We start from the raw sequence: 14,392 nt of genomic DNA on the forward strand, positions 1-14,392 counted from the left end.
CGCTGTTGGGCAACCTGGCGCGGTGGTCGTGGTGAGCAAAGACTTCGATCAAACGATTCGGAGGCTCGACCATGCATCGCACATGTATACAGCGGAACGCGGTTCGGGCGTGGCCGCCGCCAGAACGATGACGCTTGGCGGAACGCCGACCATCATCCTCAACGGGGACGTGGTATCGCACTGTTCGACCGATGATGTTGAGAGGCTGCTTGCTCACGAGGGCGGACACGTCGCGCTACACGTGAACCACGAGTCCATAACGGACTGGCCCTTCAAGGACCACTGTTCCGAAGGACTAGCAACCCTCCACGGGGTAGCGGCGGCGAGCCTTGAAGAGTTTCGAATTGAACTGCTGATGGCTCGGCTCGGCTACCCCATAGCCGAGCGTGCGAGCGCCGGCAGTCTCGACGAGCAGCTCTTCGAGCTGTCGTTCAAGATCTGCACAGCACTGACGGATCCAGCATGCGCCAACCCTCGTGTGTTCGCGAAGACAATGATCGAGGCGACGCAACTCATGGTCACGTCGCTCGCGTACCTCGCGGGAGCTAAGACAGGCCGGACTCAGGATTTCGATGTAAGCCAGCTGTCAGCTTTTGGAGCAGGTTTCTGGGACGATGTAGTCGCTCCTAGCTGGTCTGATCGGCTCAACCTCTACCGCTCGATTCCGTCTGCCGGCACTCGTGAGTCTCCAGCAAGACTGGCCGACCTTCTCAATCGCGCGGTAGACGTAGAGCGGAAGTTCTTGAGCGACATCGGATTCACGATCACAGAGGACGAACGCCAACAGGGCGCATGGAGCTTTCTCCGCACAGCGAGCGACGCTGTGTTCGACGCTCGCATCCAACGGCTTGCAGCCGAAGCTCGCCAACGCGGTCTCATACCGTGACACCCACGCGACGGCTTCGGACGGTGTGGGAGCACGCTCTGGGAGCAAATGGGGAGCAACACCACGCGCTGAACGGCCCAGAACAGACCGCAACGAGCCTGAACGGACCGGCGCTAACCTGCAAGAGTCTTGTTTCCGCAGGTCAGCGCGGTCTCCGTGCCATAGTTCACACCTAAGGGGTCAACTCGGCTCCGCTTGGCCTATCTCCGGCGTAGCCAACGGTCCTCGGCGAGCCATCACCAGCGGCACCCGCGCTGTGATCGGCAATGACTTCAGCAGGTAGTCCGGCGCACTCGGTTGTTGAGGGTCGGCATTCCTTCGTGCGTAGTCGGTGTGCAGCTGGGGTGGAGCCTGACCAGGGCTGGAACGCACAGTGCCATCAGAGAAGCCGGTAGGCCGCGCACACCCCGGTTGAATGTACTGGTTCTCCCCCACGGGCGATCCCGTCGGACTCGGTTTCTCATCTGGTCATCGCCCGTCGCCAGCGTGCGGCGGAGTTCTGAGCTTCCTAACGATCTTCGACTTCGACGCTCCGATAAAGATTAGGTAACAGGCCTGGAAAAGTGCGGTGTTTTCCGGAGTCGGGAAGTGTCCCAGGCCGCCACGCGCGGCGCGGGCGCCCAGCGGAGAACTCGAGGCGACACGGAGCGAGGAGTGGTTAATGGAGGCGAACACGGATCGTTGTGACGAGGCGGCGGCGGTACTGCTCTACACGCCCGCTCAGGCGGCGGCGTTGTTGCAGGTTCGGGAGTCGTGGTTGCGGCGACGGGCGGGGCAGCGGCGGGTGCGGTGTTCGTTCGTGGGCAAACACTTGCGGTTCTCCCCCGCCGACCTCGCGGCCATCGTGGCCGACGCTGCCCGGCCCGCCCGGCCGCAGCCGGGGCCGCGCCGACCGGAGCGGACGCGCCCGTCCGGACCGGCTGGCCGGCCGCCTCGGTGAAATCAGACCCGGTCGGATGACCACATACCGCTTCCGCTCCACCGTTGAGTCGAGCGTGAATGTGGCGCACCCGGATTCGGGTGTATCCCACTGGAAAGGACCTTCGCCATGGCTTGGGTGGAGAAACACGGCTCCGGGTACCGAGTCCGATATCGACTGGCCGACGGGACCGTTCCCGCGGAGCCCGGCTTCGATACACGCGCCGACGCCGTCGACCGGGCGCGGGAGATCGACAGCGAGATGCGGCGCGGGACCTTCACCGACCCGCGGCTGGCGCAGACACCCCTGCGCGACTGGATCAAGGTGTGGGCCGACGCTGTGGATGTGCGGGCGGGAACGTGGGCCAAATACGACTCGCACCTGCGTAACCACATCCTGCCCCGGTTCGGCGACGAACCCATCGGCGAGATCAACCGCATGACAGTCAAAGCATGGGCCAAATCCCTACGCCGCACCCTGGCACCCGCAACCGCAGCCGACATCGTGTCGCTGCTGTCATCGATCCTGGGCGAAGCCGACGAAGAAGGACTGATCGGCGCCAACCCGTGCCGCAAACTGCGGCTGGCCCCCGACTTCCGCGAACGACCACACGCCACCCCCGCCCAGGTCCTGGCCATCGCGGGCCGCATGCGGGCCTGTGACGGGCTGATGGCCGTCACCGCCGCCTACACCGGCATGCGGTGGGGCGAACTGGCAGGCCTGGCATGGAAGAACGTCCTGCTCGACGCGCCCACCCAACTCATCAAAGTCGACCCGAAACACGGCGCACTGCACGAAGTCGGCGGCGAACTGACCCTCGGCCCACCCAAGACCCCGGCCAGCGTCCGACCCGTCCACCTGCCCCCGTTCCTCGTCGACCTGCTCCGCGCGTGGCGAGAGCAGCGGCACGGGCCCACGGTGTTCCCCTCCCCCGACGGCGGCCACCACCGACGCTGCAACTTCCGGCGCCGCGCATGGCTGCCCGCCGTCGCAGGTGACCAGCGGCGCGGGTGGGAACCGATCCTGACCGGGCTGCACTTCCACGACCTACGACACAGCCACAAACCTGGATGATCGAGGACTACATCCCCGACGTCCTCCAAGACGCCAGACTCGGCCACAGCAAACACGGGGTCCGCGGGCGCTACTCGCACGTCACCGACGTTATGACCTCTACCCTGCTCGCAAAACTTCAGGAGCGGTGGGAGCAAGCTGGACACGACCTCTACCCACACGGAAATGTGGTCAAGATCATCTGCTCCCAAATTGCTCCCACAAACGCTGAACGGCCCGCCGATGAAGATCATCGACGGGCCGTCTGACCAGCGTAAACATACTGGTGGGCGATACTGGGATTGAACCAGTGACCCCTACCGTGTCAAGGTAGTGCTCTCCCACTGAGCTAATCGCCCGAGGCGGAGACGGGAATCGAACCCGTGTACAGGGCTTTGCAGGCCCTTGCCTAAGCCACTCGGCCACTCCGCCATGACAGAATTCCGAGGCTCGGCGCTCCGTCAGTTCTCGAAAAGAAACTCGAGGCCGGCACAGAGGCCGATCGACTTCCGAGCGGACGACGAGATTCGAACTCGCGACCCTCACCTTGGCAAGGTGATGCGCTACCAGCTGCGCTACGTCCGCAGTCCCAAAGTTTCGGTACTCCTGGGCCCTTGTTGGGGCCTCGTTTCCCTCTGCCGTGGTACGAGTGGAACTCTATCCGACGCCCGTCAGAGCGTCCAAATCGGGGGTCCCCTTTGACTGTTCCCTCAGGTCAGGTCGGTGGAGATCAAGTGCGTGAGCGCCTCGTCGACGTCGACCCACAGGTGTTCGTTGCCGGGGACGACGACGTCGTAGGTGCGGTCGAGGAAGTCGGCGAGCTCCTGGGCGGACGCCTCGAACACGGCGTGGCCGGACGGGGAGCTCAGCTCGATGACGACGACCTCGGGGTCGTCGACGGCCGGGCGGATGCGGACATCGCCGTCGCCCGCCTCGGCGATGAGGCCGTCGGCGAGGAGGTCTCGGGCGAACACCCACTCGACCCAGCCCGCGCGGCCGGTCCGGAACGCGGCGACGACGGCGTACGGGTCACGGGTGTCGTAGCGCAGCTCGACCTTCACCGGGACCGCCGGGGTCCTCGGCGCCAAGAGGTCGAACACCGCGGTCGACCGCAACGTGACGTGATCGTTTCGCATCGTCGCTACCCTTCTGCTCCCTTCCCAGTCGAACGACTGAGTCCCGCACTATGTGACGCTCTAGCGCACCAATTAGGACGCCAGACGGACTTACTTCACCCGTCTGGGCCACTGCCGTGCGCACAGGGCAGTCGTGCCGCTTCGTTCTGTGACGAACTACCGCGAGGCTCCTCCATAGTGGCTGGTTTCCGGCCATCCTGGTAGCGCCCGACACCTGATTGTTGGCGGGCCGACATTTACCAGAATGGAAATGTGAGGCTGACCTGCGGCTCCCCGAAACACTGTGGTGAGAACCACGTTGACGCAGGTCACGGCCGTCACCAAGCCGACAGGCGACGGGCGCAGCACAATGGTGCAAATGGCCGAAAGGCGGACTGAGTGACCAGCGACACCCGAGAAGACGGCGGCATGCGCCCCGACTGGGCCGACCGCAACGCCACCACCCGAACCATCTGGCGAGTCGGCGTCGGCGTCGTCGGCGGCATCGTGCTGATCGCCGGCATCGTGATGATCCCCTACCCCGGCCCCGGCTGGCTGATCGTCTTCGCGGGCCTGGCGATCCTCGCCATCGAGTTCACCTGGGCCCACCGCCTCCTGCGCTACGCCCGCGGCAAATACGACGCCTGGACCGACTGGCTCGGCCGCCAACACCTCGCCGTGCGGATCCTCATCCTGCTGCTGACGGCGGTGATCGTCGTGGCCACAATCTGGCTGCTGAACGGGTTTGGCCTGATCGCGGGCTGGCTCGGAATCGAGTGGCCGTGGTTGAGGTCCCCGATTTTCACCTGATCCACCCCACCCTGTAGAGTCTCTTCCAACGACGCGGCCCACGGGCCACGGCGGGCGATTAGCTCAGCGGGAGAGCACTTCGTTCACACCGAAGGGGTCACTGGTTCGATCCCAGTATCGCCCACAGATTGCTTAACCTGTTCAGACGGCTCGTTGGTGAACTTCACCAACGAGCCGTTCTGCGTTGTGGGAGCAACTGGGGAGCGCTAGCGCCGGCTGAGGTCAAAGCGGCGTAGGACCGAGCGCCTTCGGCGGCAAGCCTCGCCGCAACGCCACCGCCGCCGCAGGGTTGGCGGAAGCCGCCGGGCCACCCAGGGACAGCAACACACCCTCACCCAACGGCGTCGCCGGAGTGCGGCCGTTCAGGGCGGCCGCGCGGCTCGGGCCGAGGTAGGTCAGCCAGCCCGCGACCGGCTCGCGCGGGGCCGTGGTCTGGGCCTCGCGCAGGGGCCACGATGTCCAGGTCGCCCAGTCCGGCTCCCAGGCGGAGACGATCGCGGCCATGACGCGTTCGGCCACCGCCGGGTCGTACAGCTCAGCACCCGCGCCCGCGGGGATCGGCAGGTCCAGCACCACGCTGTTCATCAGGTGCGGGTTGCCCGCGTGGTAGCCCACGGTCCCGGCGAGACCCACCTCGACCGGGTCGCGGTGCCACAGGCCGAACGAGAAGCCCAGCTCGGCGAGCACGCCGCCGCCGACGTCGGCGCGGTTGCGGCCCGCGTTCAGCAGCTCCACCAGGGCAGCGGGGTCCGCCGCGACCGGGGTGGTCGCGGCGGACTTGCGTGTGCCCTTGCGGTACCAGGTGGCCAGGGCGGGGTGCGCCTCGGCCAGCCCGGTCAGCAGACGGCGGAGCCGTTCCGCGCAGGCTTCCACCGGCTCCGGGCGGGAGCCCCAGTAGGCACCGACGTGAAACGGCTCCGCCGTCATCGCTCACCTCTCAGATCTACAACGAGGGCACGTGCACGACCCTGATACCCGTGATCCCTCGACTCGCGAAGAGTCTAGTGATCGCCTGGGCGGCCGACGCTTCGGCGACCGACCATTGGATCGGGGTCTTGCCCGCCGCGGCCAGTTGGCGCTGGGCCTGGGCGACCAAACCGTCCGCACCCTTCCACCAGGACTGGAACTGGCCGTTCTTGACGAAGTTGGCGTAGCCCGGTCCCTTGGCCTCCTGGAGCACGCCCCGGACGAAGCCGTCGAACTTGACCCCGCCGACCCGGTACACCGAGCCTGCGGCGCGTCCGGTGATTTGGACCTGGTAGGCCGCCGCCCGAGCCGACATGGCCTCGTTCGCCAAGCCCCACGCGCCTGGGCCACCCGAGGCCAGCCTGCCCGCCGCGATCCGGGCACCACCGCCACCGGCGATGCTCAGACCGGCGTCGATCGTGTCGGCCGTGCCCTTCGACACGCCCGCGGCCTGCATCAGCTTGCTGGTGCCGGAGCTTTCGTCCTCACCGGACCACATCTGCTTCCAGCCGGTCACCGCCACGTCCGAGCCGTGGACCGCGACCGCGACACCTGCGACCGCGCCGATCCCGGTGACACCGGTCGTGGTGGCCAGGGTCGCCCCGGCCGCCGCCTCCAGCACACCGCCGACCAGCTTGACGCCACCCATGATCCGGTTGAACGTGCTCGGCGCGCGTCCGTCCGGGTCACCCATGCGGATCGGGTTCTGGTTGGCGTAGGCGTAGGGCGAGAGGTTGAACGGTTGGAACACGCCACCGTTCGGCTGACCCTCCAGGTACTGCGCGAGGATCGGGTCGGGGCTCTGCCACACGTTCGTCCGCGGGTTGTAGTAGCGGGCGCCGTAGTAGTAGAGGCCGGTCTCCTCGTCGAGTTCCTTGGACCCGTACTGGTACGGGACCGGGGTCGGCTGGGCCGGGTGCTCGTTGACCCAGGTCTCACCGAAGGCGAAGTACTCCAGGTGCTCGGTGAGGTTGCTGTGCTCGTCGGTGACGTATCCCGACGATCCGAGGTGGTCGTTGTGGAAGTAGAAGATGTGGTTCTCGTAGGTGCTGTCGGGCTTGACCGTCTTGGTGGCCAGTCGGGTCTCGCCGACGAACACGTGCTTGAACCCGGTCCCGTTGCGCTCGCTGAAGGAGCGGTTCGGGTAGATGTGCTGCGGCCCGGCGATCTTCACGACGCGGGCGCCGTGATCGTCGTAGTAGTAGCGGACGGTCGCGGGCTGCTGCGGGCTCACACACTCCGCCGGAGCCTGCTCGACAGTGCGGTTGCGCGCGTGGTCCTGGTTGCAGGCGAGGCGGTTCTCCTCGTCCCACACCATCTGCCGCCGCTTGCCCGGGGCGGGCGGCAGCGTGTTGACCGTGTCGATCAGGTTGCCGTTGGCGTCGTAGACCTGGTTGACCGGGCCCACCGCGGTCGGCGCGTGCGGACGCGCGGCCGTGTAGTTGTAGCCGTAGTCGTAGGTCGTCTTGCGTTGCGGCTGGACGTTCGTGCCGCTCGCCGCCGCCTGCGTGCCGAACGACTCGCTCTTGGCCGACTCGGTGCTCAGCGGCGGGTCGAAGATCGGGTCCGTGCCCGGGTCGGGCGCGGGTTCGAGGCTGGTCGCCTCCTCCTCCGGTTCCTCGATCACGCCGAGCGGCGGGTAGAGGGTCGGGTCGTGGACCGGGTCCTCCACGACCGTCGTCGGCTCTTCGTAGGCCACGGTCTGGAACTGCGCCGCCGACTGCGACACCACGATGTCGTGCGTCTGGGTCTTGCGCGTGGTGTTGTGGATCGAGTCGTAGCCGACCGCCATCGAGTACCGGTCCAGCTTGTTGTCCGCGTACCGGTACTCACCGGTCGCGGCCGTCAGCCGGTACAGGTCGTCGTAGGTGTAGGTCTGCGTGCTCGGTCCGCCGATCGGCTTCGCGTGCGGCAGCGCCACGTCGTTGCGCAGCTGCTTGATGTTGTTGACGTTGTCGTAGGTGTAGCTGATGTTCTGGAACTGGTGCCCGTCCGGCAGCCGCGACTTGAGCACCGCGAGCTGGCGGTCCGCCGCGTCGTAGTTGTAGGTCGTGCGGACCCCGGTGCCGGTCTCCATCAGCACCCGCTGGCCGAACTTGTCGTAGTCCAGCCGCGCAAGGTACGTGTAGTCGAACCCGCCCTTGCTGCCCGCGGCGTGGTCGACGAGACCGCCGGTGTCGTAGCGGTAGGTCAGCACCTCGCCGTCCGGGTAGGTCATGCGCAGCACCCGGTTGAACGAGTCGAACTGGTAGGAGGTGGTGTAGGTCCGCGCCGGTCCATTGAGGACCGACTCCGGCACCGTCCGGTTCTCCCGCACGACCTCGCCGAGCGGTCCATACGCCCGCGACACCGTGCCCGCGCCGTCCTTCACCCCGGTGATCCGGTTGGCGCCGTTGTCCGCCGCGCCCGGGGCACCGTAGGTGTAGGTGACGTTGTTGCCGGTGAACGTCGGGTACCGGATCGCCTTGAGGCGGTTGAACTCGTAGTCGTACTCGACGGCCTTGCCCGCGGCCCGCAGCTTGGAGGTGACCTTCGCGGTGATGTTGCTCGCGAGGTCGTAGCGGGTCTCGACGCGGCCCGAGTCCGGGTTGTCGACGATCGTGCGGCGACCCATGAGGTCGTACGCGGTCGACGTGGTGTTGTTCTTGTCGTCGACGACCGTCAGCAGCTGGCCCAGCGCGTCGTAGCCGTAGCTGGTCCAGATCACCGGCTGTCCGCCCGCCGGGTTGAACTCCTTCACCGAGGTCGTCAGCGACCGCACGTCGACGTAGGTGCGCCGCTGCTTGCCGTTGCCGTCCGTGGTGACGGACTCGAACCGGGTGACGCCGCCGCGGTCCGCGCCGAAGCCGTAGGCCACGGAGGAGACCACGCCGTCCGGCGCGACCGTCCTGACCTGCCGGTCGAGCACGTCGAAGGTGACGCGGTTCGGCGCGACGGAGTCATAGGACGGGTTGAAGGTGGTGTTGCCGGAGCCCTTGGGCTCGGTCAGTGGGTAGTACTGCTCGACCGACCGACCGGCGAAGTCGTACACCGTGCGACCGCTGACGGTCATGACCTCGGCCGGGTTCTGCTCGGCCGCGGCGGCGACGGTGGAGTCCTTCTTGGTCTGCACCAGGCGCTTGAGGCCGTCGGCGAACTGGATGGTGTCGATCGTGTCGGCGCGGACGCCGTCGGCGGCGCGGTCGACGTGTCGGGTCACCGCGTAGGGGACGGTCGCCTCCGGGTGGTACTCGAAGTCGATCGTGAAGCGGTTCTCCGGCAGCTCGTACGGCCCGGTGATCGAGTCGACGCGACCGACCGAGTCGTACGCGGTGACCATCCGCTGACCGTTCTCGTCGGTCACCGTCGTCGGCAGGCCGTACTTGAGCTCGTGGGTGGTGGTCGACCGGTAGCCGAAGCTGTCGGTCACCGCCTCCACGTGCACGCCCACGACACCGTCGTACTCGTAGTCGAGCTTGTAGCGCTGCCCGGACTTGGTGGTGGGCTTGGTGATCGACTTGAGGTTGCCGTCGGCGCGGAACTCCATGTCCGTCACCGCGACCTGGCCGTCGGCCACCTGTTCGCGGACCTGGGTGACGTCACCGGTCGTACAGTCCACTGTGGACTCACGACGGCGCAGCACGCCGGTCGATCCGCGCTCCTCCATCGTGTTGGCGACACCCACGATGTGGCTGGCACGGCACGCGGGCGTGGCGGCGGAGTAGCCGAGCCTGGTCTCCAGGTCGTCCGCGGTCCCCGCGTCGGCGAGGCTCAGCGTGCGGACCAGGTTGCCGTACTCGTCGTAGGCCATCTCCTTCGCCGTGGTCTTGCCCGGCGCGGCCTGGCCCTCGTAGAACCGCTCCTCGGTGCGCGCGAGCTCGGGGAACACCGTGGCGGTGGCGCTGTCACCGGGCGCCTCGGCGCCGGTGGCCACATCACGCAGCCGGTAGGTGTTCACCGTCTCGCTGAAGAGCCTGCCCTGCGCGTCCGTGGTGGCGCCGCGGACCAGCAGACCCCGGGTGTAGTAGCCGTCGACCCGGTACTCCTGGGTCTGCGACCGGTAGAGGGCGTCGCCCGCGCCCGCGTCACGCTGCTCGGTGACGACCTTCGCGAAGCCGTAGAACTCGCGCTCCAGGCGGTCGTACCGGCCGTTCTCGTAGCGGTAGGTCGAGACCTGCAGGTCCTGACCGTCGCCGGGGTGGCCGTCGAACACCGTGGTGCGGGACATGACCCAGCGTGACTCCGGCATGGCCGTCGTGTTGCCCGCGCGGGTGTAGTCCACGTCGATGCGCGCGCCCAGCGGACGCGCCACCGACTTGAGCATGTTGGTGCGGCCGGTGCGGTTGTGCGCGACCTGCAGCTCGCTGTCGCGACCCGACTTCACGTGGTCGGCGAAGCCGTCACCGTCGACGTCGCGCAGCGCCAGCTCGGTGCGGCCGATGCCGGTGGAGACGTCGGCGCCCGGGTTGAACACGATGCAGCCGAAGATGAAGCAGAACCCGAAGGTGAAGTACACACCGCCGCCGAGGGTGGCGTTCTTGTCGGTGTTCACCCCGTTGTGGCTGCCGCGGAACGGCGTCGGCGCGGCGAACCCGCTACCGGTGTTGATCGCGACCGCGATCGGCCCTCCGTTGCCGTTGAAGACCCGGTCGGCCAAGCCGTCGCCGTTGACGTCGACGATGGTGGCGTCGGTCTTCGACGACCCGGTCGAGGCGGACACGCCGCCCGCGAACCCGTAGTAGTTGGTGTTGAAGCCCAGGTTCACACCGGCGTTGGTGGTGTCACCGGCGTTCACCGGGCCGCCCCGCCACGGCTCGCGCGTCGCGAACGAGTAGCCGAGGTTCAGCGCGGCGTCGCCGTTCTCGAACACCTTGTCCGGCAGCGCGTCGCCGTTGATGTCGAGCAGGTCGTACCCGGTGTCGGACTCGCCGCCGCCGAGGTTGCCGCCGATACCCAGGCCGGGCATCTCCAGACCGGACTTGGCGGTGTTGGCCGCCGTGCCGCCGGTCGGGGCGTCCTGGCCGCGGGCCGAGGACGAGGTGCGCGCGGGGCTGCCCGCACCGGCCGAGACGCTGAACGCCTTGGTCTCGGACTCGCGGACATCGCCGCCGACGCTGCCGCGGGTCGAGCCGAGGCCGCCGATCATGTCGGAGTACTGCACCCCGCCGGAGCCGACGGCGTCGGGGAAGCGGTCGCCGTTGAGGTCGAGGAAGTCGACCTCGCCCTTGCTCTTGCCCTTGGCGAGGCTGCCGCCGACCGGGCCGACGCCGAGCGTGGTGGAGAGCTGCTTGGTCTTGCCGCGCCGGGACACACCGGTGGCACCGGCGAAGTCGGCGTCGGTGGCGACGTCGATCACGTCGCCGCCGAGGCGCGAGCTGCTCGTGCCCGCCGCGGTGACCCAGGTGTTCTCGTCGGCGCCCGCCCAGCGGCCCTGTGCGGGCATCGGGGCGAACACGACGATCTTGGGTGCGTTGACCGTCGGGTCGTTCTCGAACCCGGGCAGGTCGGCCTCGGTGGGGCCGTCCGGGAGGTTGTTCTTGTAGTTCTCGTCCAGCACCAGCTCGTTCTGGTGGATCGGCTGGGTGGCCCGCTCGCGGTTGCCCTGGTAGCCGATCGCACCCCAGCCGCGGTAGGGCTGGGCGAAGGCGCCCTGCTCGACGGAGGCGTGCAGCGCGCTCGGCGCGTCCACGCCGTCGACGGTCACGCTCTGGGCGCTGAGCTTGCCCAGCAGCGTGGTGTCGAGCGTGGAGTAGTCGAAGAACAGCTCGTCACCGGGCTGGACCGCGACGGTCACCGGAGCCAGCGGCGGGACGGCGCCGTTGACGATGTCGATCGTCCGCTTCGCCACGAGCGCGCCGCGCTTCTTGACCGTGAACACGACCTTGGCGCTCGTGGTCAGGCCCGCGAAGGCCAGGTTCGGCTGGACGCTGATGTCGCCTTCCGTGGTGGCGGTGTACGAGCCCTGCGGCGCGGTCAGCGTGGTCGCCGGGTACATGTCCAGGTCGTACGGCGCGCTGATCACGATCGTCGGGTTGCCCGCGTCGTCGACCACGGCGTCGACGCCCTGGGCGGCGGTGTAGTGCGCCTTCGGCACCCAGCTCAGGGCGCCCGCGTCGATCGGCGAGTCGACCTTGAGCCGCCACGACAGGGTGTCCTGCGCGGTGACCGGGATGTCCAGGTCGATCGCGGCGGTGCCCGCGGAACCGGCGGCGAGGGTGTGGGAGTAGACGTCGGTGCCGTTGCGGCTGACGACCACGGTCACGTCGTCGGTGGTGGCCGCGGACTTCACCGCGTCGCCGGAGAGGTGCAGCGTGCCGGTCAGTGGCGCGGTGACCTGCGACGGGCGCCCACCGAGGGTGAAGTCACGCGAGGCCAGGTACCGGTTGTTCGGCAGGAGGTTCACGTCGGTGGAGGCGCTCATCCCGACGTAGGTGATCTCCGGGTCCCACGCGACCTGGTCGTAGAGACCGTCCAAGATGGACTGGACGCGGAAGTAGATCGCGTCGCCCTTCTGGACCGGGATCGAGTTGACGCCGGTCGGGGCGAACTCGAAGTAGTCGTTCGGGCCGATGCGCTGCGCCCACAGTTCGGTGTCCTCGTGCTGGATCGTCACCCGGACGCCGTCGGCGGTGCGGTGCTCGGCGCGCTCCGGGCTGGTGTCCTGCACCAGGCGGACGCGGCCGTCGATCTTGACGTTGCCGTCGTAGGGCGCGACCCAGCGGCGCACGCCGTCCAGCAGCGGGGAGGCGTCGACCGCGCGCTCGAACTCGGCGGTCTGGTCGCCGACGATGGTGCCGGAGACGGCGCCGGGGCCGATCGGCACTCCGGTGTCCTGGCTGTTCGCGCCGTACACCGGGTTGCCGGAGGCGTCGACGCGGCCGAACAGCACACCGCCGTTGTTCACCAGGTCGGTGATGCCGTCGCCGTTGACGTCGGTCAGGTAGCGGTCGGAGGTCGTGGTGGTGGAGACGTGGTCGAGCTGGGCGGCCACGCCGAAGTAGGACTCGATGCCGACGGTGGTCGACCGGGTCTTCTCGCGGGCGATGCCCGGGAGGCCGTCGAGACGGATCGGGGTGTCGCCGAAGCGGCTCTGCCCGTTGGGGCCGGACAGGTTGGGCCGGTAGTAGACCGCGCCGCCGTCCCGGAACACCTTGTCTGGCAGGTTGTCGCCGTTGACGTCGGCGAGGGCGAGCAGGCCCTCCGACGAACCGGCGTTGTAGCCGACCTTCACACCCGCGGAGTTGGACTTGCTCGGCCCGGTCGGGCTGTACCCCACGTAGAGGTGGCCGCCCGCGCCCTTGGAGGTGTTGGACGACAGCGCGCCCGCCTCACCGTCGCGGATGTTCACGCCGAGGTCGTCGTCCGGCACCGACCAGCCGGTCGAGCCGCTGAACGCGTCGTAGGCGCCCGAGGTGTCGCGGATGTCGTCGAAGTAGTCGAACGAGTGGGTGTTGAACGCCCGGTTGTCGGCGGCGAACTGGGTGACCGAGGCCAGCAGCGACTTGTGGAAGGCGCCGGTGCGGTAGTTGAGCTCGTAGGCGCGGATCAGCTCGTCGTCGAGCTTGACCTCGACGCGGCGCAGCAGGTCGGCGGTGACCTTCTTGAAGCCGTTGCGCGCGTCGATGCCGACGTCGCCCCGGCGGGCCTCGCCGCGCTCGCGGTCGCGGTCGAAGTGGACGGAGTATCGGCCCTCGGTGGAACCGTGGCCGGTGTAGGTGATCCGGTCGACGTAGAGGTTGCTGCCCGCGACGGTGGCGCCGTCCACTCCCCCGTCCTCGACGCGGACGTGGTGGTAGCGCACGAAGTTGTCGTTCGCGTCGCGGATCTCGCGCAGCGCCCAGGTGGCGATGTTGCCGCGCGCGTCGGCCAGCGTGGCGCCCTCGGCGTTGCCGAAGATCATGCGCGTGCCGGTCTTGTCGGTCACCTCCCACCAGTAGTTGGCGGGCGCGTCACCGTGCCGAACGATCTTGCTGAACTTGCCTTCGACGCGAGTGTGGAAGACCTTCTCGCTGGTGCGGGCCTGCGGCGCGCTGCGGTGCGCGACCGGCGTCAGCTGCTCGCCGTTGAGGACGTAGGTCTCGGTCTCCAGCCCACCGTCGTAGCGCGGCACACCCCACCTGGTGTCGAGCGTGACCGATGGCGTCGTCAGGTCCCACCCGGTGCCGAGCCAGCCATTGCCCCCGGCGGAGCTGTACCGAAGCGCGAGATCGGGCACCATGCCCGCACGGCCCGGCGGCACAGTCAGCGGATAGGTCAGCCGCGCGTCGCCGGTGTTCGACGCGCTCGGCGCCTCGATCAGGGTGACCCCGGAGGCCGGGTCGGCGGACTTGATGTCCTTGATCTGGTTGGGATTGAAGCTGGTGCCTTCAGGATGCTCGGGCACGTCGACGGCGGTGCTGCCGGTCGTGGCCCGGGGCGTGCGCACCGAATCGCCGACGGGGATCAGCCCGGTGGCTATCAGCGCGAGAACGCCTAACAGTGTGGTGACATTCCGGCGACCGCCGGACCAACCCTTCGACGACACGCTTCGACCCCTCTCACCGGTGCGACCCGCTGGTGATTCGCCGTTGCTTCGCACCCCGTTACCGCGATAGGGGGTGAAAACCGGCTGAGCAGGCCCATTCAGGTACTCATTTCCCCCAAATGGCCGAGACTGTGCCGCGA

At 68.0% G+C, this 14,392-nt stretch carries 7 protein-coding genes and 4 tRNA genes; 5 read left to right on the forward strand and 6 right to left on the reverse strand.

The window, feature by feature from the left end; all coding sequences use genetic code 11:
- Positions 1-31 precede the first annotated feature (31 nt).
- From ACSHT8_RS11315 to ACSHT8_RS11325, 3 genes are all read left to right on the forward strand, one after another.
- Positions 32-886 (forward strand): hypothetical protein, encoded by an 855-nt coding sequence (locus ACSHT8_RS11315; protein ID WP_436500381.1) that lies wholly within the window; start codon positions 32-34, stop codon positions 884-886.
- A 661-nt stretch (positions 887-1,547) separates the two neighbouring features.
- Positions 1,548-1,826: a helix-turn-helix domain-containing protein gene (locus ACSHT8_RS11320; protein ID WP_436500383.1), complete on the forward strand. Its 279-nt coding sequence runs from the start codon at positions 1,548-1,550 to the stop codon at positions 1,824-1,826.
- A 108-nt stretch (positions 1,827-1,934) separates the two neighbouring features.
- A complete protein-coding gene (locus tag ACSHT8_RS11325; RefSeq protein WP_436500385.1) occupies positions 1,935-2,879 on the forward strand; it encodes a tyrosine-type recombinase/integrase in 945 nt (314 codons plus the stop codon).
- Between the two features lie 263 nt (positions 2,880-3,142).
- Here ACSHT8_RS11325 and ACSHT8_RS11330 read toward each other — a convergent pair.
- The 4 genes from ACSHT8_RS11330 to ACSHT8_RS11345 form a co-directional block, all read right to left on the reverse strand.
- Positions 3,143-3,217 (reverse strand) — tRNA-Val (locus tag ACSHT8_RS11330).
- Between the two features lies 1 nt (position 3,218).
- Positions 3,219-3,290 (reverse strand) — tRNA-Cys (locus ACSHT8_RS11335).
- Positions 3,291-3,370: 80 nt separating this feature from the next.
- A tRNA-Gly gene (locus ACSHT8_RS11340) sits at positions 3,371-3,443 on the reverse strand.
- Between the two features lie 125 nt (positions 3,444-3,568).
- The gene (locus ACSHT8_RS11345) at positions 3,569-3,994 is read right to left on the reverse strand and encodes an SsgA family sporulation/cell division regulator (RefSeq protein ID WP_018687187.1); all 426 of its coding nucleotides are present in this window, start codon (positions 3,992-3,994) and stop codon (positions 3,569-3,571) included.
- A gap of 378 nt (positions 3,995-4,372) precedes the next feature.
- Here ACSHT8_RS11345 and ACSHT8_RS11350 point away from each other — a divergent pair, with 378 nt between their 5' ends.
- Positions 4,373-4,783, forward strand: coding sequence for a TIGR02611 family protein (locus ACSHT8_RS11350; RefSeq protein ID WP_436500386.1), 411 nt, complete (start codon positions 4,373-4,375; stop codon positions 4,781-4,783).
- A gap of 52 nt (positions 4,784-4,835) precedes the next feature.
- Positions 4,836-4,907 (forward strand) — tRNA-Val (locus ACSHT8_RS11355).
- 98 nt (positions 4,908-5,005) lie between these two features.
- On the opposite strand, the gene ACSHT8_RS11360 is transcribed toward ACSHT8_RS11355, so the two are convergent.
- Both ACSHT8_RS11360 and ACSHT8_RS11365 read right to left on the reverse strand, forming a co-directional pair.
- Positions 5,006-5,710: an Imm52 family immunity protein gene (locus ACSHT8_RS11360; protein WP_436500388.1), complete on the reverse strand. Its 705-nt coding sequence runs from the start codon at positions 5,708-5,710 to the stop codon at positions 5,006-5,008.
- Between the two features lie 16 nt (positions 5,711-5,726).
- Entirely contained in the window at positions 5,727-14,153 is an 8,427-nt protein-coding gene (locus tag ACSHT8_RS11365; RefSeq protein WP_436500390.1) for a SpvB/TcaC N-terminal domain-containing protein, read from the reverse strand.
- Positions 14,154-14,392 lie beyond the last annotated feature (239 nt).

The organism is Actinokineospora sp. HUAS TT18 (genome assembly GCF_051364635.1).
Lineage (GTDB): Bacteria > Actinomycetota > Actinomycetes > Mycobacteriales > Pseudonocardiaceae > Actinokineospora.

Excerpts from the sequence above, each read along its gene's own strand:
- ACSHT8_RS11320 (WP_436500383.1), top strand. The coding sequence starts at position 1,548 with ATGGAGGCGAACACGGATCGTTGTGACGAGGCGGCGGCGGTACTGCTC.
- ACSHT8_RS11325 (WP_436500385.1), top strand. The coding sequence starts at position 1,935 with ATGGCTTGGGTGGAGAAACACGGCTCCGGGTACCGAGTCCGATATCGA.
- ACSHT8_RS11345 (WP_018687187.1), bottom strand. The coding sequence starts at position 3,994 with ATGCGAAACGATCACGTCACGTTGCGGTCGACCGCGGTGTTCGACCTC.
- ACSHT8_RS11360 (WP_436500388.1), bottom strand. The coding sequence starts at position 5,710 with ATGACGGCGGAGCCGTTTCACGTCGGTGCCTACTGGGGCTCCCGCCCG.